The 21,822-nt window shown below is 44.9% G+C and carries 24 protein-coding genes, 6 tRNA genes and 1 pseudogene; 29 read left to right on the top strand and 2 right to left on the bottom strand.

The genetic code is table 4. The features are described from left to right. Positions 1-91: 91 nt before the first annotated feature. The 5 genes and pseudogenes from eno to CSH31_RS01440 all read left to right on the top strand — a co-directional run. Positions 92-1,473: pseudogene (gene eno, locus CSH31_RS01460) on the top strand (phosphopyruvate hydratase); the annotation flags it as partial. 763 nt (positions 1,474-2,236) lie between these two features. Continuing rightward, positions 2,237-3,280: an N-acetylglucosamine-6-phosphate deacetylase gene (nagA, locus tag CSH31_RS01455; RefSeq protein ID WP_128008582.1), complete on the top strand. Its 1,044-nt coding sequence runs from the start codon at positions 2,237-2,239 to the stop codon at positions 3,278-3,280. Then, the gene (locus CSH31_RS01450) at positions 3,268-4,164 is read left to right on the top strand and encodes an ROK family protein (RefSeq protein ID WP_128008581.1); all 897 of its coding nucleotides are present in this window, start codon (positions 3,268-3,270) and stop codon (positions 4,162-4,164) included. The genes nagA and CSH31_RS01450 overlap by 13 nt, the downstream gene beginning before the upstream one ends. Next, positions 4,155-4,895, top strand: a complete 741-nt coding sequence (gene nagB / locus CSH31_RS01445) for a glucosamine-6-phosphate deaminase (protein WP_128008580.1) — start codon at positions 4,155-4,157, stop codon at positions 4,893-4,895. The genes CSH31_RS01450 and nagB overlap by 10 nt, the downstream gene beginning before the upstream one ends. A gap of 124 nt (positions 4,896-5,019) precedes the next feature. Next, positions 5,020-5,394 carry a redoxin domain-containing protein gene (locus CSH31_RS01440; RefSeq protein WP_201736482.1) on the top strand — a complete coding sequence of 125 codons (375 nt, stop codon included), beginning with the start codon at positions 5,020-5,022 and terminating at the stop codon, positions 5,392-5,394. On the opposite strand, the gene rpmB is transcribed toward CSH31_RS01440, so the two are convergent. Continuing rightward, positions 5,391-5,585 carry a 50S ribosomal protein L28 gene (rpmB, locus tag CSH31_RS01435; protein ID WP_127942708.1) on the bottom strand — a complete coding sequence of 65 codons (195 nt, stop codon included), beginning with the start codon at positions 5,583-5,585 and terminating at the stop codon, positions 5,391-5,393. The two genes, CSH31_RS01440 and rpmB, sit on opposite strands and share 4 nt — an antisense overlap. 112 nt (positions 5,586-5,697) lie before the next feature. Between rpmB and CSH31_RS01430 the strand changes: the two genes are divergently transcribed. The 10 genes from CSH31_RS01430 to CSH31_RS01385 all read left to right on the top strand — a co-directional run bounded on the left by CSH31_RS01430 (position 5,698) and on the right by CSH31_RS01385 (position 13,204). Further along, positions 5,698-5,994, top strand: a complete 297-nt coding sequence (locus tag CSH31_RS01430) for a hypothetical protein (protein WP_127942707.1) — start codon at positions 5,698-5,700, stop codon at positions 5,992-5,994. After that, a complete protein-coding gene (locus CSH31_RS01425; protein ID WP_128008578.1) occupies positions 5,994-7,640 on the top strand; it encodes a DAK2 domain-containing protein in 1,647 nt (548 codons plus the stop codon). Before CSH31_RS01430 ends, CSH31_RS01425 begins: the two co-directional genes overlap by 1 nt. A gap of 12 nt (positions 7,641-7,652) precedes the next feature. Then, positions 7,653-8,633, top strand: a complete 981-nt coding sequence (gene plsX, locus CSH31_RS01420; protein ID WP_128008577.1) for a phosphate acyltransferase PlsX — start codon at positions 7,653-7,655, stop codon at positions 8,631-8,633. Next, entirely contained in the window at positions 8,633-9,019 is a 387-nt protein-coding gene (locus CSH31_RS01415; protein ID WP_128008576.1) for a ribonuclease III domain-containing protein, read from the top strand. The genes plsX and CSH31_RS01415 overlap by 1 nt, the downstream gene beginning before the upstream one ends. Further along, entirely contained in the window at positions 8,973-9,302 is a 330-nt protein-coding gene (locus tag CSH31_RS01410; protein WP_128008575.1) for a putative dsRNA-binding protein, read from the top strand. The genes CSH31_RS01415 and CSH31_RS01410 overlap by 47 nt, the downstream gene beginning before the upstream one ends. Position 9,303: 1 nt before the next feature. Next, on the top strand, positions 9,304-9,561 hold the full coding sequence (locus CSH31_RS01405; RefSeq protein ID WP_128008574.1) for an AAA family ATPase: 258 nt from the start codon (positions 9,304-9,306) through the stop codon (positions 9,559-9,561). A 138-nt stretch (positions 9,562-9,699) separates the two neighbouring features. After that, positions 9,700-11,808 (top strand): ABC transporter ATP-binding protein, encoded by a 2,109-nt coding sequence (locus CSH31_RS01400; RefSeq protein WP_128008573.1) that lies wholly within the window; start codon positions 9,700-9,702, stop codon positions 11,806-11,808. A gap of 4 nt (positions 11,809-11,812) precedes the next feature. Further along, positions 11,813-12,250 (top strand): AAA family ATPase, encoded by a 438-nt coding sequence (locus tag CSH31_RS01395; RefSeq protein ID WP_161565647.1) that lies wholly within the window; start codon positions 11,813-11,815, stop codon positions 12,248-12,250. 3 nt (positions 12,251-12,253) lie between these two features. Then, positions 12,254-12,964 (top strand): winged helix-turn-helix domain-containing protein, encoded by a 711-nt coding sequence (locus CSH31_RS01390; RefSeq protein WP_128008571.1) that lies wholly within the window; start codon positions 12,254-12,256, stop codon positions 12,962-12,964. 12 nt (positions 12,965-12,976) lie between these two features. After that, the gene (locus tag CSH31_RS01385; protein WP_127942701.1) at positions 12,977-13,204 is read left to right on the top strand and encodes a hypothetical protein; all 228 of its coding nucleotides are present in this window, start codon (positions 12,977-12,979) and stop codon (positions 13,202-13,204) included. Positions 13,205-13,208: 4 nt separating this feature from the next. Here CSH31_RS01385 and CSH31_RS01380 read toward each other — a convergent pair whose 3' ends face one another. Beyond that, complete coding sequence (locus CSH31_RS01380; protein WP_127942700.1) at positions 13,209-13,937, bottom strand: TrkA family potassium uptake protein; 729 nt, start codon at positions 13,935-13,937, stop codon at positions 13,209-13,211. 187 nt (positions 13,938-14,124) lie between these two features. On the opposite strand from CSH31_RS01380, the gene CSH31_RS04935 reads away from it, so the two are divergent. From CSH31_RS04935 to CSH31_RS01310, 14 genes are all read left to right on the top strand, one after another. Then, a complete protein-coding gene (locus CSH31_RS04935; protein ID WP_128008570.1) occupies positions 14,125-14,538 on the top strand; it encodes a potassium transporter TrkG in 414 nt (137 codons plus the stop codon). Continuing rightward, positions 14,420-15,187: a potassium transporter TrkG gene (locus tag CSH31_RS01370; RefSeq protein ID WP_345775168.1), complete on the top strand. Its 768-nt coding sequence runs from the start codon at positions 14,420-14,422 to the stop codon at positions 15,185-15,187. The genes CSH31_RS04935 and CSH31_RS01370 overlap by 119 nt, the downstream gene beginning before the upstream one ends. Beyond that, the gene (locus CSH31_RS01365; RefSeq protein WP_161565645.1) at positions 15,166-15,582 is read left to right on the top strand and encodes a potassium transporter TrkG; all 417 of its coding nucleotides are present in this window, start codon (positions 15,166-15,168) and stop codon (positions 15,580-15,582) included. Before CSH31_RS01370 ends, CSH31_RS01365 begins: the two co-directional genes overlap by 22 nt. A 42-nt stretch (positions 15,583-15,624) precedes the next feature. Beyond that, positions 15,625-15,699, top strand: a tRNA-Asn gene (locus CSH31_RS01360). A 1-nt stretch (position 15,700) separates the two neighbouring features. Further along, a tRNA-Glu gene (locus CSH31_RS01355) sits at positions 15,701-15,776 on the top strand. 4 nt (positions 15,777-15,780) lie between these two features. Beyond that, positions 15,781-15,856, top strand: a tRNA-Val gene (locus tag CSH31_RS01350). A gap of 3 nt (positions 15,857-15,859) precedes the next feature. Next, positions 15,860-15,935, top strand: a tRNA-Thr gene (locus CSH31_RS01345). Continuing rightward, positions 15,936-16,009: transfer RNA gene (locus CSH31_RS01340), tRNA-Lys, on the top strand. 1 nt (position 16,010) lies between these two features. Continuing rightward, positions 16,011-16,095: transfer RNA gene (locus tag CSH31_RS01335), tRNA-Leu, on the top strand. A gap of 34 nt (positions 16,096-16,129) precedes the next feature. Further along, positions 16,130-16,276, top strand: a complete 147-nt coding sequence (locus CSH31_RS04930; protein ID WP_128008567.1) for a hypothetical protein — start codon at positions 16,130-16,132, stop codon at positions 16,274-16,276. Next, positions 16,266-16,955: a hypothetical protein gene (locus CSH31_RS01325; protein ID WP_128008566.1), complete on the top strand. Its 690-nt coding sequence runs from the start codon at positions 16,266-16,268 to the stop codon at positions 16,953-16,955. Before CSH31_RS04930 ends, CSH31_RS01325 begins: the two co-directional genes overlap by 11 nt. A 52-nt stretch (positions 16,956-17,007) precedes the next feature. Continuing rightward, on the top strand, positions 17,008-17,274 hold the full coding sequence (gene rpsO, locus CSH31_RS01320; RefSeq protein WP_127942697.1) for a 30S ribosomal protein S15: 267 nt from the start codon (positions 17,008-17,010) through the stop codon (positions 17,272-17,274). Positions 17,275-17,421: 147 nt separating this feature from the next. After that, positions 17,422-19,947 (top strand): hypothetical protein, encoded by a 2,526-nt coding sequence (locus CSH31_RS01315; RefSeq protein ID WP_128008565.1) that lies wholly within the window; start codon positions 17,422-17,424, stop codon positions 19,945-19,947. Further along, positions 19,839-21,695: a hypothetical protein gene (locus CSH31_RS01310; RefSeq protein ID WP_128008564.1), complete on the top strand. Its 1,857-nt coding sequence runs from the start codon at positions 19,839-19,841 to the stop codon at positions 21,693-21,695. Before CSH31_RS01315 ends, CSH31_RS01310 begins: the two co-directional genes overlap by 109 nt. Positions 21,696-21,822 lie beyond the last annotated feature (127 nt).

Here is a 21,822-nt window from a genome sequence, read left to right as displayed (position 1 = left end):
TGCTAGACTCTTTTAGTTTGTTTCCGACCCCGGATCGTCAACTTGACAAATGCTATAATGAACTTAACTTTTTAAGGCAAGGAGAGCGAAAATGTCGGCAATTAAGCAAGTCCACGCTCGCGAAGTGCTCGATTCACGAGGTAACCCGACTTTGCAAGTTGAAATTTGAACTGAGGCAGGTGGTTATGGTTCGGCGATGGTTCCCTCGGGAGCTTCGACGGGTCAACTGGAGGCAGTTGAGTTAAGAGATGCGATGGTCAAAACGGCCCAAGGTCGTCGCTTAAGCAAACAGTGGTTCGGAGGTAAAGGAGTCGGGGTGGCGGTTGAAAATGTGAACCGCGTCATTGCGCCGCGTTTAATCGGGCTTGAATCTTCTCACCAAATTCTCATTGACGAAACGCTGATCGGTTTAGACGGCAGCGTTAACAAATCTAAACTGGGCGCAAACGCTCTTTTGGGCGCATCTTTGGCTAATTTAAAAGCGAGCGCTGACGAACGGGGTTTGCCACTTTACCAGTATGTGGGTGGAGTTAACGCCAGTCTTTTGCCCGTGCCGATGCTTAACGTGATTAACGGCGGAGCACACGCCTCTAACACGCTTGATATCCAAGAATTTATGATTATGCCCATCGGAGCAAAGACGTTTCGTGAAGCGATGCAAATGGCTAACCAAGTTTTTCACTTTTTGGCCAAACTGCTTAAACAAGAAGGCTACGGAACGCTGGTTGGTGATGAAGGCGGTTTTGCGCCCAACCTGGACTCGCACGAGCAAGCGCTTGAGTTTTTAGTTCGCGCCATTCGCGAGGCCGGCTACAAGCCAAGTCGCCGCGGACCCAAAGCGATCGCGATCGCTCTTGACGCGGCCGCCTCGGAATTTTACGACGGCCACCACTACCGGTTTAAAAAAATTGAGGAGGCAATTCGCAACCGCCAACCTGGTTTTGAAAAAAAGCGACTGTCAGGCACAAAAACCCGCTTCACTTCGGGCGAAATGGTTAATTATTGGAAAAGACTAGTCGCAAAATTTCCGATCATTTCAATCGAAGACGGCTTGGCGGAAAACGATTGAGCCGGGTTTGAACACTTTACCAGCGAACTTGGTCAACTGATTCAAATTGTGGGCGATGACTTAACTGTTACCAACCCTCACATTTTGAAAAAGGCTGTTCGCAACCGCGCGATTAACTCCATTTTGATTAAACTTAACCAAATCGGAACGGTAACCGAAACGATCCAAGCGATCGAGATTGCCCACAAGGCTAACATGAGCGCGGTCATCTCGCATCGCTCGGGCGAAACCGAGGACACCACCATTGCCGACTTAGCCGTGGCGCTTAATACCGGTCAAATTAAGACTGGTTCACTCTCCGAACTGACCGGGTAGCTAAATATAACCGCCTTTTAGCGATTGAAGAGATGTTGGGTCCGGCCGCCCGTTACGAAGGTGAGCAAGTTTTTCACAACTTAGGTAAAAAACGTCAGCGAGTAACCATGGTAGAACAACAACTCGGTCAAGTGAGTCAAAGACTTTGAACGATTGAGTACGGTCAAAGAGTTAACTGGCGAACGATCGAAGTTCTAAGTCGGTTTGAGCTTTGGAGAATTTTCCGCCGCGAATCGCCGCGGTTAGTTAATTTGTATCTCCACCAAGTGCTCAAGCAGTGAATCAAACGCCAAAACCAAAACAGCGAAACGTTTCTAACTCAACTAAAACGTTTAATCCGCAAGCTCGGATTAAGTCTTAACGAACTCGAGCAGCACAACTTAAACTTAATCGAGGAACGGGTTTTTTCAACTTTCCGCCACATTAAAGTTTTGGATGTCAACTTCCCCTTTTACAAAAAAGAGTTCGCCGCAGCGCGCTTTTTAAGCGGCGAGCTTTACCAAGTCAAAAAAGCCGGCCGTCTAGTCATTTTGCTCAAAGGTGAACTTTTAATTACGAGCCGCCGCTTTATTATCGCAAGTGCCCAAACTCACCTCAGTTTCTCTTACCGCCAACTGACCCGTTTAAGTTTTGAGACTTATGGTCTTCAGTTTGGTTTGGCGGGTCACTCAACCACTTACGTGATTCGGATTCACGACCAAATCACTTTAATTAACACCTTTATTAACGTAGTTCAAAAACGAGTTCGTTGAATGGCAGCTCGTTTGCCAAGTTGGGAGGCTGCTCATCACCCGTCTGACTAACGTTTGTATCGTCAACCACGATGCTCAAATTGAAAACGCCGACTTAGTTTTGCGTGAAGGTTTAATTAGCGAAATCATTCCCCGACCAGGCCAAGGTCAGTTCGTGGTGGTGCCCGGTTTTGTTGATACCCACGTTCACGGTTGAGGTGGTTATGACGTGAGCGATTCAACCAAAGCGCTAGCAGAAATTGACAAGAGTTTAATTTCGCGCGGCACGACTAGTTGACTAGCAAGCGTGATTAGCCAACCTTGGGATGAATTAGTTGAAATTGTCAAGCGAATTCGGTCTTACGCCCAAAAATCGTCTTCTTGCCTTGGAATTCACTGGGAAGGACCCTTCATTAGTCCGCTTAAGAAGGGGGCCCACAATCCCCAGTATTTACTCAAACCAACGGTTGAAAAAATTGCTGAGTTAGACAAAATAAGTCGCGGCATGGTTCGTAAAATTACTTTTGCTCCCGAAGTGGTCGGCGATTTAAATGCGGTGGTGAAAACGCTTTTAAAAAGCGACATTTTGCCCGCTCTTGGCCATTCTAACGCCGAGGCCGAGTTAGCTCAAAAAGCTTTTGATCTTGGCGTTAACCAAGTGACTCACCTTTGAAACGCCATGTCGGGCGTGATTAACCGTCAACCTGGTTTAGTTAGCGCCGCGTTAGTTAATCCCAATGTGTACGCCGAAGTAATTGCCGACCTTCAGCACGTGGATCCGATTACGCTTCGTTTAAGCATTTTAGCCAAGCGGCCTAGCCGGATTATGTTAGTTTCTGACGCCATTCGTCCCGCTGGTCTAACCGACGGACCAAGTCTTTCTGGTCACCTTGCCATTCAAAAGCAGGCTAACCGGATTACTTTAGCTGGTAGCGATACGATTGCCGGGTCAGCAATTAGTCTCCACGATAGTTTTGTTAACTTAATCCAGTTAGGTTACTCTTGGCAAGATGCAGTCGCAATGAGCTCTTATTCCAGCGCTCAGGCGCACAAAATTGCCAAGGTTGGCCAAATCGCTGTCGGCTACTACGCGGATTTAGTCGTTTTAAAACGTGACCTTAGCATTCAGGCGGTTTACAAGCGAGGCAAACTATGCGCGTCTTAGGGATTGATGTGGGCGGAACTTACACCAAAGTTGGCCTGGTAGAGAATGGTCAAATTACTGAGCGTTACGAAGTTAAAACCGATTGCGCCAACCTTTTTAAGCCACTTGTTCAAAAACTGCCCCGCGAGCTCTGGAAAAAAGTGGATTTAGTCGGCATCTCAATTCCCGGGTTTATTGACCACCAAAAAGCGATCGTAACTTGGTCGGGCAACTTGCGTCTAAAAAACTACGACGTAGTCAAACATTTCCGCGCAGCCGCCCCTTACTCAGGCAAAGTTTACGTTTTAAACGATGCTAACGCGGCTACGTTAGGCGAATTTTGACGTGGAGCTGGAGCTAACTACGATTCGATCATTTTTTACACGATTGGGACGGGAATTGGCGGCGGTATTGTCATTAACGGCCAACTAGTTTACGGTCACCAAGGTTACGCGGGCGAACTGGGTCACGGCGGTAATTTTCAAAACCAGGTTGATTGCACTTGCGGTCTTAAGCACTGCATTGAACCAGTTTCCTCAGCCCAGGGAATGGAACGGGCTTTGCGCGCCGCGAACTTGCCGGGCAGCTTACGGGAAATTAAAAAGTTAGTCGGTCAAAACCCTCAAGTTGACGCGGTTCTTAGCGCGTCTTTAACACCGCTGGCCCATCACATTGCCACCATGGAAACCGCGCTCAATCCCGAGGCAATTATTATCGGCGGCGGCGCTTCGGCGCTCGGTGAACCGTTCCGAGCACTTTTAGCTAATTTGGTTAAGCAAAACCAGCTTGATTTTATTAACAGGTCTACCCAAATACTGCTGGCTCAAACCGAAAACGACGCCGGAATGCTCGGAGCCGCTTTTTGGGCGCTAGATCAGAGCAAGAGGGAGGCTCTATGGAAGTAATTGTTTTACCAACTGCGAGCGCAGTCGATCATTACGGCGCTAATTTGCTGGATCAGTTTATCCGCCACAACCCAAGGGCCCGGCTTGGTTTAGCCACGGGTCAAACTCCGCTAGGCATTTACGCGCGGTTAGTTAAACTGCACGAACTACACAAAACCGATTGGTCCCAGATTGAAACGTTTAACTTGGACGAGTACTTGGGTCTCAGTCCCGAGCACGCTTTTTCGTACCACCATTACATGCGCGAAAATTTGTTTGAACACGTTAACTTAAGTCCTAACAAAACGCATTTGCCAGATCCAACCGGCGATCCGGTTAAAAACAGCGCCACTTACGAAAAGGCGCTTGAAAAGGGGCTAGATTATCAACTGCTCGGGATTGGCCAAAACGCTCACATTGGTTTTAACGAACCCGGCAGTTCTTTTGAAAGCAAAACCCGCGTGGTTGATTTAGCAGCCTCAACTATCAAAGCTAACGCGCGGTATTTCCCGACCCGTGCCGATGTGCCGCGTCAAGCGATCAGCATGGGAATTAGCACGATTTTGCGAGCGCGAAAAATTTTGTTAGTCGCGACTGGGTCTAACAAAGCGAGCGCAATTAAAGCTAGTTTGGAAGGGCCAGTCAGTCCAAAAGTGCCGGCCTCAGTTTTGCAAAGACACCCGGATGTAACCGTGTTGCTTGACCGGGCCGCAGCTAGCAAGTTAACTAGTTACGCGGGTCAAAAAGTATAATCAAGGCAAACAGTGAAAGTTTTGAGAAGGAGATTAGTTCCATGACTAAGACAAATTTAAAAGTCGGCAACCACTTTAGTTTTAAAGCCGAAAAAGTTCCGAGGGAGTTTTTGATTCGCGCCAAATTAACCAGCGCTTAGTCGTTTCGTTTTTTCCGAAGTTAAATACCAAAGTTTGCGACTTACAAACTTTAAAAATTAGCGAGTTAGTTAACCGTTATCCTGCCGAAAAGTTCGTGGCGATTTCGCTTGATCCAATTAGCGTGGGCAAGGAGTGACTGCAAGTTCACCAAGTTAAAAACTTAACTTTGCTTTCGGACGCGAAAATGCGTGATTTTGCCAGCCAAACTGGGCTATTAACAGCGGACGGATCGATGCTCTTAAGAGGACTAATGCTAATTGATGCTGACCAGCGAGTGGTCGCTTTAAGCGTTAACCAAGATTTAAAAGTTGCACCAGATTACCAAGCGATTACTAAGTTTTTAGACGTAAAAAATTAAGCGACGCGTCCTTGTTTTTTCAAAGTTTTCGCAGTTTTGGCACTGACGCGCAAAGTCTTTTTTCGCCCGTCTTCCACAACGGTAACTTTTTGGAGGTTGAGTTCAAACTTACGTCGCGAAGCGTTCATCGCGTGCGAACGTAAGTTGCCTGACATTGCTCCTTTGCCGGTAATTGCGTCTTTTCTTGCCATTCTCGCGTCCTTATCTAGTGGTTCTTAACCAGTCTGAGCCGGTTTTAAAGGTGAGGTTATTATACAAATGAGTTGCCAAGATTGGGTATAATTTGCTTGTTGCACAGTTATAATGACTAAACTTAACCTTGATATTTACAAAGTAATTACGAGTGTCCCTGGCATAGCAACTTTTGCTAACTTAGATTTTGCCGCCCGGGAAATTGATTTACCGCTCCGCAGTTACACTAAGGGGTTTGCCTTTCGCAAAATTGTTGACCAGAACCACTTTGAATTAGCCATCATTGTGATGCGTAACACCCGTGTTAAAACGATTTGCAAAGAACTTGTCGGCCAACTTGTTAGTCTTTTTAAGACTAACAAAATTAACTGTGACAAAATTGATATTTACATCCGAGGGGTTAGTTAATGAGTCAACTTAGCGCCGCCCAGTTTAAAAAAGCGCTCATTTCCGGAGCAAGCGCTCTAATTAATTCCCGCGACAAAATTGATGCGTTAAACGTCTTTCCCGTGCCCGACGGCGACACGGGTTCTAACATGGCTGGGACAATTAAATCGGGTCTTGGCGAAATTGAAAACCAAGACTTTAAATCAATCGGTGAATTAACTAAACGTTTTGCTCGGGGTGCTTTGCTCGGCGCCCGCGGCAACTCAGGCGTAATTCTTTCGCAAATTTTTAAGGGGATCTCCGTGGCTCTAGACGGAGTGGAAAGCGCTACTAATTTCCAAATCGTTGAAGCTTTTATCCAAGCGCAAAAACACGCTTACAAATCTGTCATGAAACCGGTTGAAGGAACGATGTTGACAATTATTCGAATGGTGGCCGAACACCTGGAAAAAACTGTCACCCACTCGCACAATTTCGTTCAAATTTTCCAGAGCGCAGTCCAAGAAGCGCGCCGTGCTTGTGACTTAACTCCCAACCTCTTAGCGATTTTAAAAGAAGTTGGCGTAACTGATTCGGGCGGCGAAGGACTGGTTTTAATCTTGACTGGTATTTTGCGCGCTTTGGAAGGTAAGCCGGTCGCGCTCCAAAGTAAAAATTGGGACCAAGCAACTACGAGCAACGAGTTTTTACACGGAGCTAACCAAGTTTACGAAGGCGAGTTTGGTTACTGCACCGAGTGCGTCATTGAACTGGAAAAACCCGAAAGCTTTGACAAACGGGCTTTTGAAAACGGACTAGGTAAACTAGGCGATTCGATCGTGGTGGTTCACGACGAAGAAATCGTTAAAGTACACGTTCACACTCCTACGCCGGGCAACGTTTTTAACTACGCTCAGCGCTGGGGTGAATTTTTAAGACTTAAGTCCGAAAACATGACGCTCCAAGCTAACTTATCCCAAGGTCAAAAGAGCCACGCGCCCAGTCAACTAGCCCAGGAAGAATTGCCGGCTCATCAAGCGATTGAAGTTATTTCTTGTAACGATGGGCACGGCATCATTGCCGAGATGAAAAATTTGGGCGCTCACGTGATTGAGGGCGGTCAAACTAACAACCCCAGCACCCGTGATTTTCTGGCTGCAATTGACCAAATCAAAGCCCAAAACATCATTATTTTGCCTAACAATTCCAACATTATTTTGGTTGCTCAACAAGTTATTCAAACGATTCGCGACAAAAAAATTATCATCATTCCGACCAAAACGCAAATGGAAGGCATTACCGCCATGATTAACTTTGACAAAACTAACACATTAGAGGAAAACCAGGAGTTAATGCTTGAGGGCGTGGAAGAAGTTTTAACTGGTCAAGTTAGCATCGCGATTAAAGACAGTAAACTTAACAAAGTCACGATTAAAAAAGGTCAGTACCTAGCGATCGCCGAGCGCAAAGTTGTCGCGTCGGTTAAGTCCAAAGTGGAAGCGGCTTGCCGGGTAGTTGACAAACTAGTCAGCGATGACACGGAAATTATTACCATCTGGTACGGAGCTGATGCCACTGAAGCCGACGCCCAGGAAGTGTCTGTTTACGTGGAAAGCAAGTACAACGCAGTGGTGGAAATTAAAAAGGGCGGCCAACGCATTTACGACTTTTTAATTTCTTTTGAGTAAGCAAGGAGAAAAATGCGCAAAATAGCTTTTGATGTGATGGGCAACGACCACGGCGTTAGACCAGCTGTGGAAGCCGTCGTTGAGTTTGTTAAAAACAACTTAGACTACTACTTTTACCTAATAGGCGACCGCAAACACATTGATAAGTACGTTAAAGATAACGAACGGATTAAAATCGTTGATGCGCCGCTTAGCGTTAGTTCTGAGGCTAACGTTCGCCAAGTGCGCCGGCAAAAAACTTCCATGCAACAAGCGATTGATTTGGTTAAAAACGGACAAGCGGACGGAGTAATTTCACCCGGCAACTCGGGCGTGTACCTCAGTTCTTTAACGCTCACCCTCAAAAGAATCCCGGGCGTCAAAAGACCCGCTTTTATGCCGATTATTCCGACTGTTAACCCGGATCAGTTTTTTGTTATGTTGGACGTGGGCGCTAACAGCGTCGCGACGAGCGAAATGCTTGAGCAGTGAGCTAAAATGGGGGCCGTTTTTGCCCAAAGCATTTTAGGAATTACAGACCCGCGGGTAGCGGTGCTAAACATCGGGACAGAGGCAACTAAGGGTACCGAACTTCACCAGGCGGTGCACCAGAGTCTTCGAAAAATGCCTCGTCTTAACTACGTAGGATTCGTTGAGCCGCGCGACATTTTAAACGGAGACGTGGACGTTGTTGTTTGCGATGGCTACGGAGGCAACTTAGTTTTAAAAGCGATGGAAGGAACCGCGCTCGCTTTTAAAAAGGTTTTGAAAAACGAAATGCGCACTCGTCTTAGTTACAAGATCGGAGGGTTGCTAGTTAAGAAGGCTTTTAAAAAGGTGGAGCAAAAGTTTGATTACCGCAACGTGGGATCGGCTTGGGTGATTGGTATTAACGGCCTAGCGGTTAAAACTCATGGCAATTCCGATAAACAAGCTTATTTAAGCGCGCTCAATCGCTTAGCCCGTGCGCTAGAAGAGAATTACCTAACTAAATTTAAGAAAGTGCTGGCTTAATGAATTTACGCGATTTCTTAGGCAAGTTAGGGATTAAACCGCGGGAAATGCTTTTTTACGAGCAAGCTTTTACCCATCCTTCATTTACTAACAAAAAAGGTCAAACCCAAAACTACCAACGGCTGGAATTTTTAGGCGATGCCATCATCAGTCTTTACGTGGCGCGACGCGTTTTCCGTCTCACTCCGCCGCTCAGCGAAGGCAAAATGTCCATTTTAAAAGCTTCGGTAGTCAGCTGGACTAACTTAGGCGCCTTAGCTCGGAAACTTAATTTTCAAACCCAAATTCGCTTTGCCCCTAAGGCCCAAGACCTTCAGCAAAACGAAAAAATTCTTTCCGATGTTTTTTGAAGCTTTCATCGGCGCGCTTTACTTAGACAAGGGTAGCCGGCCTAGCAACCACTTTCTTGACCGGGTCTTGAGCACTCAAATTGCTGAACTCCAAGGTCAAGAATTAAAAAACCCTAAAACTTTGCTCCAGGAACTTTTGCAACGCCAACAAGCTCGGGATTGACATTACGCTACCACGGCGCGAAAAGCAGTTTTTTACACTAGAATTGTATGTGATGGCAAAGTGCTCGGTCGCGGCAAAGGCAAAACTCGGCAACAGTCCGAAGTCGAAGCTGCTCGCCAAGCGCTGGAACGTTTAAGCCGGGAAACAGAGGACTAACGTGCGATTAATCAAAGTTGAAACGCAAGGTTTTAAGTCGTTTGCCGATAAAGTTGTTTTGACTTTTGACGGCGGAGTGGTCGGAGTGGTCGGACCCAACGGGTCGGGTAAATCCAACATTAATGACGCGATCAAATGGGTGCTCGGCGAAATGTCGGCTAAATCGCTGCGCGGCGATTCAATGGAGGATGTGATTTTTTTCCGGTTCCAAAACTGTGCCCGCGCTTGACAAAGCTTACGTTTCGCTCACTTTTGATAACCGGGAAAAACGTGTCTCAATTCCCACGAGCAGTTTACGATTACTCGTTCGCTCAAACGAGGACAAACGAGCGAGTATTTTATTAACGGAGAAAGCGCTCGTTTACGCGACATTCGCGAAATAGCGCTTGAATCAGGGATGGCTAAATCTTCCTTGGCGATTATTTCCCAGGGAACGGTTCAAGATATTGCCCAAGCTAGCAACGAGAAAAGGCGACTTTTCTTTGAGCAAGCGGCTGGAATTGCTAAGTACAAAGCCCGCAAATTAGAAGCTTTACGTAAACTGGAGAAAACCACCGAAGCGCTTGACAAAGTTCGCGCGGTAGCTCAGGAGTTAGAGCGGCAACTAAGGCCCCTCAAACGCCAAGCGGAAAAAGCTCGTCTTTACCTTGCTAAACGCCAAGAGTTAAAGTCCGTTGAAATTGCTCTTTTAGCCCAGGACATCGCTTTTTACCAAAGTAAGTTAATTGAGCTGAATGCCCACTTAAGCGGCGTTGAAACAAGTCGCTCTGACTTACAAACTCGTCTGCAAGTGAGCGAAGAAGACTTAAGTTACAAAACCCAACGTAAGTTGGAACTAGACAACGAAATTCATGCGCTTGAAACCGAAAACCAAGCTCTTCTAGAAAAACTTGAGAAAGTGACAGTTCGCGATTCGCTCGCTAGTCAACGTCGGCAACTAATGATTGGTGGCCAAATTGAGGCGCCCCGGGAAGAACAAATTAGCGCCCTGGACGAAGAACTTAACCAAATCGCTCAGACGATCCAAAATTTCCAGCGTTTGGAAGCTAAACACCGGGAAACGGTTGAAGATCGTCGCCGAATTATTCGCGAAATTCAAGCCGATGTTTACGCCAACCAAGTGCAAGTTGACCAAAATCAAACCGAACTTTTAACTTTAAAGTCAAAAGTGGCGATTTTAAAAGACCAGCGCGATCACAAGTCTAACCTTTTCAAAGGGGTTAAAACAATTCTTCAAAACCGTCAAATTTTTAGCGGTCTTCACGGAATGGTTTGCGACTTGATCGATGTTTTACCCGAACACCGCACTGCGATTGAAACAGTTTTGCAAAACGCACTCCAACACTTAGTTGTGGACGATTCGCAAGACGCAATTAAAGCGATTAATTTTCTCAAGGAAAACCGAGCGGGTCGAGCTTCGTTTGTGCCGCTCAAAGTGATTAAACCTAAGAGCATTCGATCCGAACACCAGCAAATCGCTAGTCAACAAGCTGGTTTTGTGGCGCTGGGAAGTTCGCTCGTCCAGGCTGACCCCAAGTACGCTAATTTAGTTGAGTATTTACTCGGTCACATTTTGGTGGCTGACACGATCGAGAGTGCCAGCGAGCTTTACCGCCTTTTCCAAACTTACCCGATTGTAACGCTTGATGGTAACATCATTCGGCCGGGCGGATCGATGACCGGCGGTCACCAAGAGCGCTCTTTAAACCTGTTAGGTCTAGACCAACAAATTGACCACTTTGAGAGTCAAGTGCCTTCGCTTGAAAAAGACATTAACAAGTTAAGAAGTGAAATTAGTCTTTTGCAAGATCGTCAGCAGGAGGAACAAAGTTTAATCGCCTCTAACCACTTAGAACTGGCTAAACTAGGCGAAAAAATTTCGATCCAACAGTCGCAGTACAACTTACTCAAAACCCAGTACGAAACATTGACTAGTCGGCAGTTTGTCGCCAAAGAGGGAAGCGGTCAAATTGAAGAAGACCTAATTCAACTTGAGTCTCAGCGCGCTTCTTTGCTAGCGCTTATCAAGGCTAAGCGCGAAACCGCAATTGCTTTAAACCACGAACTAGGTCGCTTAACTACCACTAAAAACGACCTGGAACGCGAGTTGCGCGAACTGCTGGATAAGTCCAGTCAACAACTTAATGCCAAAAACCAAGCCGAGTTCATTTTGGAAAACGCTCGCCAACGTTTAGCCGAGGAATACGAAATGACTTTTGAAGCCGCTTTAGAAGTTGAAAAATTGACGATTGAGCCCGAAAAAGCGCGTGAAATCGTCAAAGAAATCAAAGGTCAACTGAAAGAACTTGGCCCAGTTAACTTAGATGCGATCGCTGATTACGAAGAAATTAACGGCCGGTTTGAAAAAATTAAGCAAAACGAGGAAGAGCTCAGTTCGGCCCAAGAGTTAATCATGAATGCGATTAGCCAGATGGATCAAGTGATTATTACTCGCCTTGATGAAACAGTCAGCGCCGTCAACCGCGAAATGGACGGAATTTTTTAAAATTATGTTCGGCGGCGGGCACGCCCAAGTTAAGTACAGCGATCCGAGTAATTTGCTTGAGACAGGCATTGAAGTGATCGCCCAACCGCCAGGCAAAACAATTCGCAACTTGAATTTATTTTCCGGCGGAGAAAAAGCGTTGATCGCCATTTCGCTTCTGTTTGCGATTTTAAAAGCTCAGCCGCTACCGCTCTGCATTTTAGACGAAGTTGAAGCAGCCCTAGACGAAGCTAACGTGCTCCGTTTTGCCGATTATCTCCAAGAACTCAAAGATAAGACCCAGTTTATCGTCGTTACTCACCGAGTTGGCACGATGGCTAAAGTGGACAAACTTTTTGGAGCCACTATGCAAAAGCGCGGCGTGACTAGTTTCTTCTCGGTTGCTTTGGCTCAGGCGGCCAATTTAGTTGATAAAGAGGAGCAAGTTGCTTATAATGGGTAAGCGATGTCAAGCGCTAGTCTTTCCAAACTTAAAATCGTTTCATTAATTCGGAGCGAACTAACTAAAGATTGGCACCAAGTTGCCAACGCTTGGGAAAAGTATTTCAACGTGGATCACACGGTGGATCGCCCGGATCAACTAGCCTCTTACTTAAACCAGCACGTTGATTTTTTGTTTTTAGATGGCGGAGCTATCAGCGGGTTTGAATTAAACTACAAAGACGCTTTTAAAAAGGTTAACCAGTCTTTTAGTTACGTAGTTCTTAAAGATGCTCCCGACCACCAAGACACTCAGGTGTTTAAACTGCTGGCCGATGACATTATTCACCTTAGCCATGGTTTTGAGCAAGTCAAGTGGAAAACGATCGCTTTGCTGCGGCGTTACTGGGAAATTTACTCCAAGCCCACAACTGTTATTTACCGGGGTATTATCGCCGATTTTATTGACAGTTATGTTTCCCTCAACGGCAACGAAATCTCTTTAACTCGCAAAGAGTTTTTAGTTTTAAAACTTCTTTTAGAACGCCGGCGTCAACACGTTAGTAAAAGCGAAATTTTTAACCAAGTTTGAAAATATGTCCGGGTGGCGACACGACCCGAGTGGTTGACCAAATTATTTTCAAACTGCGTAAGAAAATCGGTTCGTCCTACTTTCACACCGACCGCGAACGAGCGATTAAATTTGAGTAATTTTATTGGACCTAAACAAACTTAACGAGGTAAACCCATGATTTTAAAAACTTACGATTTTCACGGACTAGATGTTAACCAAGCCGCTAGCAAAATTACTTTGGCGCTGCTTGAATTAGATAACAACCAGCACTACCAACAAATTAAGTTAATAGTCGGACAAGGACAAATTGTGCGCCAAGTTGTGATTGATTACTTAGAAAAAGAGGGTTACGAATGAAAGTTTGAAACTGGTAATTTCGGCGCGATCATCGTCACTCGCTAAGTGGTTAAACTTTAATTTTGACGTCCGGAATACGACTGCTTGGTAAAGCTGCGCTCGGACTCGGATCATGCTCGGCGTTAAGTTCGCCAAAGGCGTTAACGATGTTAGAAATTTTGCCAACCACCGTAATTAGGTCATCAGCCCCTAGTGTCACATTACCCGAGGGCAAGTGGACTTTAGGACCGCGTTTGATTGACACGACCGAAACGCCTAGTTTGTTGAACTTAAGGTTTTTGAGCGGACGGTTAATTCAGTCGCGGTTTCTGAGCGCAGTTGAACCAATCGCGTAACCGTCGCCAATTTCTTGGAGTGACTTAGAGTACTTAATGAAGTTGGTGCTAGTTGCGATTAAAGCGGCTCGAATCCCTGCTTCGTACTCGGGACGAATAATAATGTCAACGCCAATGTGTTTGAGCACCCGTTCGTGGGTCGCGCTTTTTGCTTTAGCAATGATGTTTTTGGCTCCCAATTCAATTAAAGAAGCGACGATTTCAATGTTGTCGCTCGTGGCGACGATGACCGTTTCAAAAAGGTTAATTCCGACCGCTCTGAGACCTTCAATGTCAGTTCCGTCAACCACAACCGTGTTGGTGTTACGAGAAACTTCTTTGAGATTTTCTTTGTTGCGGTCAATCGCTAAAACGTATTTGCGCAGCTCGATTAGTTGCTTGACGACCGTTAGACCAAACCGGCCGATGCCAATTACACAAATATCGTTGACATTTTTGCTCATTGCTACCTCCCGGGAAAACTCCCATAATTATACTGCGTAAGTCTTGAAGTATAATTTTGGTTATGAAAAAAATCCCCGATCAAAAGGGTCAACCAATTACGTTCAAAGACCGGATTGCGCGCCGCATTTACCGCTTTCGAACTTTGTCGGTTTTTAAACACATTCTAATTTTTACCTTTTAACTACGTTGATCGGCGCATTGATTCTTTACATGCCAATTTCCCAGCAAGAGAAAGTGGAGGTGACTTTCTTAGACGCGCTTTTTGTGGCTGCTTCGGCTTTCTCGGACACAGGTTTAGTGACAGTCCCTACTTACAGCACTTGGAGTTATTTTGGTCAAGCGGTAATTGCTGTCTTGATTTTGACGGGCGGAATCGGGCTTTTCTCGCTCAAAGTTTACTTCTTTAACATTTTGCTCAGACGTCCAATTTCTTATAACACTAACATGACACTTTCCACCGAGCGGGGTAGCAACAAAGTCGGTGGTTCGCCGCGAATTATCAAAAATTTCGGTGACGATTCTTTTCTGTTTCATTCTCGTTTTCTCGTTCATTTTAACGCTTTACTTCTACTTTGTTCCCGTTGACATGGACCCCTCTAAACCGGGGTTAAGCAACGAGGGTAAGCTCGGAATTTCACCCTATGGTAGTTGGTCGGATGCATTTCGTTTTGGCGTTTTTCACACCATTTCTGCGCTCAATAACTCCGGCTTTGACATCGTGGGGCCCCAGTCTTTAGCGCCTTACTACTTCCAGTTTGGTTTGCAGTTAATGTTCATGTTGCTTTTTATCATTGGCGGAATCGGCTACCCAGTCATTTACGACTGTTACCTCTACTTCAAATCAAAATTTACTAAGCAACCTTTCCGCTGGTCGCTTTTCAGTAAGTTATCGATGGTGACTTACGTAATCGTTGCACTGGTCGGTATCGCTCTTGTAGTTGTTTTTGAGATGACAATTAAAAACGAGCGTTCGTTTTGAAAGTCTTCCGACGCTGTCTTTGGTAACGCGGGAGACCGGGTAATGGCGCTGATTTTTAACACAATGTCAACCCGAAACGCCGGTTTTTCGACAATTAGTATGTACGATTTGTCACGCTACTCTTTGTTTGTCTACATCATTCTCATGTTCATCGGATCGGCTCCTTCTTCAACGGCTGGAGGGATTCGAACTACCACCTTGGCAATTATTATCATGGGATTTGAAACCGAATTCGCGGTCGTGAGCAAGTGCGTGTTTTCCGACGGGTAATCCCTGGTCAAACAGTCGAGCGTGCTTACGTAGTTTTTGCGACTTCAATTGCTCTGGTTTTTTTAGTTAACGCGATCGGCAACACCTCGTTTAACGATTACGGCGGTCTACTTAACGACCAAAAATACACGCCCATTGACGCGGGCAGCGTGCTAGCCCGTCGCGACGATAAATTTACCTTCCTAGAACTCTTGTTTGAAGTTTCCTCGGCTTTTGGAACAACTGGACTCTCCACCGGCTTAACGAGCGGACTGTCAGCCTCAACTAAGTCTTCAATGATTCTCATCATGTTCATTGGTCAGTTAGGCGTTTCTTCCACGATTTTGTTGTGGGGTCGTCGCAACAGCACAGCCAAGCATTATTCTTACGTTGAAGAGGACGTAAATATCGGTTAGCCGAATTAAATTTTTGTATAATGGGTGGGCATTCTTACGCTGGCCGAATTAGCTCAGTGGTAGAGCAGCTGGCTGTTAACCAGTTGGTCACAAGTTCAAATCTTGTATTCGGCGCCAAGGCCCATTGGTGAAACGGTTAACACATATGGTTTTCATCCATACACGAGCGGGTTCGACTCCCGCATGGGTCACCAATACGCAAGATTAGCTCAGCTGGGAGAGCATCTCCCTTACAAGGAGAGGGTCGGGGGTTCGAGCCCCTCATCTTGCACCATTGGCTGGTTTAGCTCAATTGGGAGAGCAACGGTCTTGTAAACCGTAGGTTGTAGGTTCAAGTCCTATAACCAGCACCAGCGCCCTTAGCTCAATGTAGAGCAGAAGTCTTTTAAGCTTTTGGTTAAAAGTTCGAATCTTTTAGGGCGCACCAAGCGCAAGTGGTGGAATTGGCAGACACGCTAGTTTTAGGCACTAGTTCCTAACGGAGTAAGGGTTCAACTCCCTTCTTGCGCACCATACCACCTTGAGTGACCATCAAACAAGTTTAACCATGGACGTTTACCGCTACCCCGGCCAAGTCAAGCCAAACCAAACGGTTTTAGTGTTGGGTGCTTTTGAGTCTTTGCACCGCGGACACGCCCTTCTTTTTGAAAAAGCTCGCAAGTTAAAAAAAACCGCTCGGCGTCTTGCTTTTTAGCGATCCTAGTCAAATTCCCAGCAAGAGTCACGACCGGTCTTATAACCAGTTAGCGGTTCGATTGCAGCAATTAGCTGCGCTCGGATTTAAATTTGCTTACCTAGTTGATTTTGCCCAAGTTAAAGATTTAGACGGAGTTAGTTTTGTTAAGCAAATCGTTCATTTGACAAACGCCCAGACGTTAGTTGTGGGCGAAAAGTTTCGTTTTGGTCAAAATCGTCAAGCTAGTGTTGAAGACTTAAAAAAGTGATTCCCATCCACGTTAGTTATCAAACATCTCAAAAGTCAGTCGGTCAAACTTTCAACGCGGGAACTTAAACAGTTAATTACCCTGGGTGAAGTCGCTTTAATTAATGAACGGGCACTTTTTCCGTTCACTTTTCAAGTTCAAGTTGATCAAAAAGGACGTTTTGACTATCCGCCCATCGTTAAACCTTTGCCGGGAATTTACGCGGTTTGAGTTTTTATTAATGCGATTCGTTACTGAGGGCTTTGTCGAATCACGGACCAAGATTGTCAGCTGGTTGTGCCCGATTACCAGTTTGAGTTAGGCAGGCAAACTTGCAGAGCGGAAATTTTGGCTAGTCTAAGGTTTTTTAATGACCAAAACGATCAAGTTGTTAAAAAATCAGACTTTGTTCAAGCGCGTGAGAAAATTGAGGAATATTTAAGAAAATAAATCCGGTTCTGTATAATTTTGCTCATAAGAAAGTTTGCGAGGTAAAAATTTTATGGTCACGAAAGTAGCAAAAGCAGACTTAGTTAAAAAGTTTGGTCAGCGTGCTGATAACACCGGTGCGCCCGCTGTTCAAATTGCGCTTTTAACTAGTCAAATCGAATCTTTAAAAGAGCATTTCAAAACTAATCCGAAAGACATTCACTCTAAACGCGGTTTTTTAGCTAAGATTGAACAACGCAAAAAAATGCTTGCTTACTTGAAAAGAACCGATTTAAATCTTTACCAGTCAACTATCAAACAACTTTCGCTCCGTAAATAGACACTGACACCTTTTTTTCTAACCAACTTAATTTTCTTATGCTGATTGGTGATTAGCAGTTTTTTTGTTCAGAAAGACTCGGCAGTTTTTCGGATATTTAGTATTTTTTTTAATAAATTATAGTACAATGTTTTTATTAAAAAAAGCATGATGAAAAAAGTTTGAAACTGAATTAAGTGGAGACAGAAAACTTTTTGGTGAAAGTTTCCTTTGACCGCGACTTTTTTGGGAACCGCTGCTTTAACGGCGACTTGGGTGACTAACTCTAAAGGTGAGTCTGAGAAACTTGCTTTGGCCTCGGAAGCAAAAGCGGACGGTAATTTTTTAGACCCGGCTACGCGCGTCAGCCTTAAGCAAATTGAAAAGCGTTTAATTGAAAGTCACCAACAGACGCAATTTTTAATTTGGCACGAAGACTTTAGCAGCCCTTGGGTTTTTGCTAAGACTAGCAGTGATAATCAGATTGGCGGTCATTTGACTGATCTAGATCACCAACTTAATCTTGAGAAGATTTACGACATTCGTCCCAGCGATTTAGCTCACGCAGATCAAGACCAGTATTACCTTGCAAGCGAAAGTGCTAGCGAATTAGTTTATCGCTCAGTGGACTGGTTTTACCTAAACCATTTCAAGGTGAGCGACTTTGAAATGGAAAGTCCGCTTGAGTTTGACCCAAGTAGCGAGACTGGGATTGGTCTGATTAGCGAGAGGATTGATTTGCCGGTAAGTCTGACTTTAGAAATTCTCAGCCAAAGTTGACTGAGTCAAACCGAAGAACAAGTTACTTACCGAATTGGGCGTCAAGACGAGCGATCTAAGCCACGTCAATTTACGCTAACTTACGCAAAGAGTCACGTTCAAGCGATTGAGAAATGACTTGAATCAATCAAAGGATTAATCAACAGACAACTTTCTTACCAAGACTACTCAGCGCCTAACTTTGATTTGACTGCCTGGCTTAAGTCAGTTGGAACCAGTTTGCCCGCCGAGGTAAAAATTGCCGCTACTAACTACGATTTGACTAGTCAAAGCCTGGAGGTTAGTTTAACTTTCCGCGGTCAGTCGCTCACTTACCACCTAGAAGAATGCGTTTTGCTTGAACAACCGCTCGTTTTTCCCGAGGAGTTACTTAATCTTTTAAAAATTGAAACGCAAGGTTTTGTCGGCGAGAATTTTGCGTTTAAATTTAAAGCCAATAACGGCACCTCATTGTGGAAACTTATCCAAACTTACAACCCAAGTTGGTCGGTTGAAAGACTCTCCCAAGTCGGTTTTTACCACCGCTTAAAAGATCAAGCAGATTGACTTTCAACCCAAGACTTTCTGGCGTGAATCAACACTAATTTTGATAGATTGACTCAACTAATTAATCAGCGGATTAAAATTGAAACTCGCTTTGGCTCGCCAGTTGTTAACGGATCTTCCAAAGTAACTGAAGTGGACTGGGAAAAACATGTTAGTCCTCATCAATACTGGCATGGTTTAGCGCGCAATTGAACGCTAAGAAACTCTTACGATTTTGAGCACAATTCAACTAACCATTTGAAGTCGCTGCTTGATCACCAAGGTCAAGAGCTGGGAATTGAGGCTGAAAAGTTTGGTCTTAAATACTTAGTTTCCTTGTCTGGTTCGCGTCGGCTGACTTTTGGTGCCGCGGGCGCTCGAGCAGATCTTTTAGTTAGCAAAAAGTGGTTAACACTGCAGGAGTTAAAGTGGGTCTTTGACGGATCTTCCCAAGCCGGCAACCTTTTTGATACGCTTAACAACCGGGCTCATTACGACTCAATTGAGTTTGCTTTAGTTCAACTTGACCAACAAGAGCCGGGCGATGAAGCGCTAAAAATTAGGATTGATAATTGGTTGCGGCAAAGTCAGCGAATTAAAAAAGCGCTCGATCAAAAACTAATCCACGAGCAACTGGCTAACTTCCGTTTCCGTGGTAACAGCAGACACATTAGCGGAGTCGATAATCCACTCGATGACTGGGCAATTGCTAAAGTGGTGCGGCTAAACTTTTCCTTTGATCGCGCTAAGGGGCGTTCACGCCGTCTTTTGGAAGCCCAGTCCGGAGTGCAAGCAATGCTACCTAACCTTAGCCAGGATCAGTGAAACAGTCAAATGCTTCAAGAAGTTTTTGGCGGTTCGCCCAATGCGCCTAACCTTTGGTTAGAGAGCGAAAATCGTTGAGTTTTTGAAAACTTAGTTACGAAAGTTCTAGTCAACAATGCTCGCTACATTTTGACTAATGTAATCGGCGAACACAAAGTTAGATTTAGCGACTTGGGACTAGAGACAAAAATCGCTCGTGCTCCCATGAGCGCAAACGCTTGACTGAAAAAATTTGCCGAAAGTGTTCGGGTGTTACTCGATCCCTCTGATCCGACAAAATACAAGTGGAATGTAACTCAATTGATAAATTTCATTAAGGAGTTAAGTGTTCCCGGCGCAGTTTCTAGCATTACTTACCCTCACTTAAGTTACAGTACTGAAGCCTCCCAACCGAAAGTTGCTTCAGTAGTTTGACTTCTTTTGCGAATTTTGGCGAAGACGCCCTCAAGGAACAGTTGGACAAGATTAGGGTTGAAAAAAACCCTGATGCTCGTTATTTTTGAATCACAATTACCCAAAATGGCGGATGCAACCCTGGTTTTGGTATTCAAAACGAAGATTTAGGTGCTCTTGGCAAAATTGAAAATAAGATTCTTAACGCTCACTTTGTTACAGGAATGCGTGCTCTTAGATGGGAGTTAAGTTTAGACGCTCGAGAGAACGACCCAAATGTAGCCTTAGCCAAAATTATTGCTTGAAGATTAGTTGAGTGAATGGATTTTCCTTACTCTGACAAATTTCAAGTTGAAGTGGATTACAAATCAATTCCCCAGGATTTAATTCCTGGCGGCGAAAAAACTCGCTTAATTTATGTGGCAGTTCAAAAAGACGGCAATTTTTTTGCTAGTTATAACCCGGAAGATTTGAAAAATTATTTGAAAAAACAACTTCCGCGCTACGGGGATAAATCGGTTGTAAGTCTTAGAGTTTTTCTTGATCCCACGCCCGGTTATGTCTTCAGAAACTTTGCGCCAAAACTTGAAGACCCTAAACTCGGAAAAGTCGGTTGATACGAGTTGGCAATTGATGTTTCTCAATACTTTCGTTTTTCTGACAACAGAGCTTCTGAGTGATGACTCATGAAGGAAAAGATAATTGATATTAAACATAATTCACCGTACGACTTAAACATCAAATTTTCTGGTGAAATAGGCGTTACCAACGGAGTTAGACTAGAGTTTCTAGGAAAAGGAACTTACGCTGATGATTTTGAAAATTTAGGCGTGGCGCTTCAGTACCAAGTAGCAGGTCGTAAATGGAACTGGATTACGCCAAAGCAAAGCGGAAGCACTCATGTTGCCGACATAACCTATGACCCGGTATCAAACGAAGATTTTGTTCAGTTTCGAATTGTTCCAATTCGAAACGCCTTTTGAGTTTACACAGGGGGGCTCCCTCAAGACTACAGTGTGTATAACATTGATCGTAGAGTGGATCTGCTTACAGCTCAAAGCCCGGCTGGAGGCAGTCCTTTCAAACATCCTCGTATTTACAAGTTAGAAGGCGTTGGCCAAAAATTAGAGAGAGAAGTAAAGATTCCAGGCGGTGATTTAAAGGTGAAGTTTACCGGCCGCACTCATGATGCTGGTAGCAGTGGTTTTAGCCTTGTGAGCGCTACTTTTGACGGAGTAGACTGGAAACAGGCGCTTAAACAAGCTAATGGTGGTCGAGATTTGGTTACTGATGGAGATAAAGACGGAGTATCGCTAGTAATCTCAACTGGTGCTTATCCAAAAAACGCTGACCTAAACTTAGTGAGCGAAAACCCGATTTACTTCCGAATTGAAGACTTTGTCGCTTACTACCGAGGCGAACTGGTTGCTGATAGTCTTGGGCGACTAACTTATAAGTCAACTGGTAAAGTGGTTACAGGTTGGGAAGAGACCGCCCAAGACAAACTAACTTATTTGCCCGCTTCCGAAGGCATAAAAGTTAGTTCTAAGCACATAGGAACTCCTTTGTTAGCTGACATGGTCGCTCGTTTTGCTAGCAATAGTTCAAATTTTCTGATTGATTCCACTTCGTGAATTGACCGTGATAACGAGTGAATTGACGGGGTGAAGATTTACTATCCGATTGACAACTTGCAACCCCGTCTCAAACTAGTGGGTGACACCACCACATTAAGTCGGGTTGGGAAGAAGACACTGGCGAATTACCAGATGGCGTCAGAGAAAACGTTCCCGTCTTTAAGTGGTACTACGCTCCGTGAGCAGGCAAGGATGGCAGCAATGTACAGACTGTTACAAACGACGCTAATTTGCCATACGGAAGTCTTACCCTACTTCTTAATAGAAAAGGCGAAGGATTAGGTTTAACTCAAACCGAGTTAATGCAAATATTTGATGGTCAAGGCAGAGCCAATTTTTGAAATTCACAGCAGAACAAATGGTCGTTTATGCAATCGCTCTACGCTTGACCTGTGATTAATAATGACGC

The sequence above is a fragment of the Mycoplasma sp. ATU-Cv-508 genome (assembly GCF_004011945.1).
Lineage (GTDB): Bacteria > Bacillota_I > Bacilli_A > Mycoplasmatales > Metamycoplasmataceae > RYZV01.
Note: the sequence above shows the minus strand (reverse complement) of the source record. Positions and strands in the feature narration are given on the sequence as shown.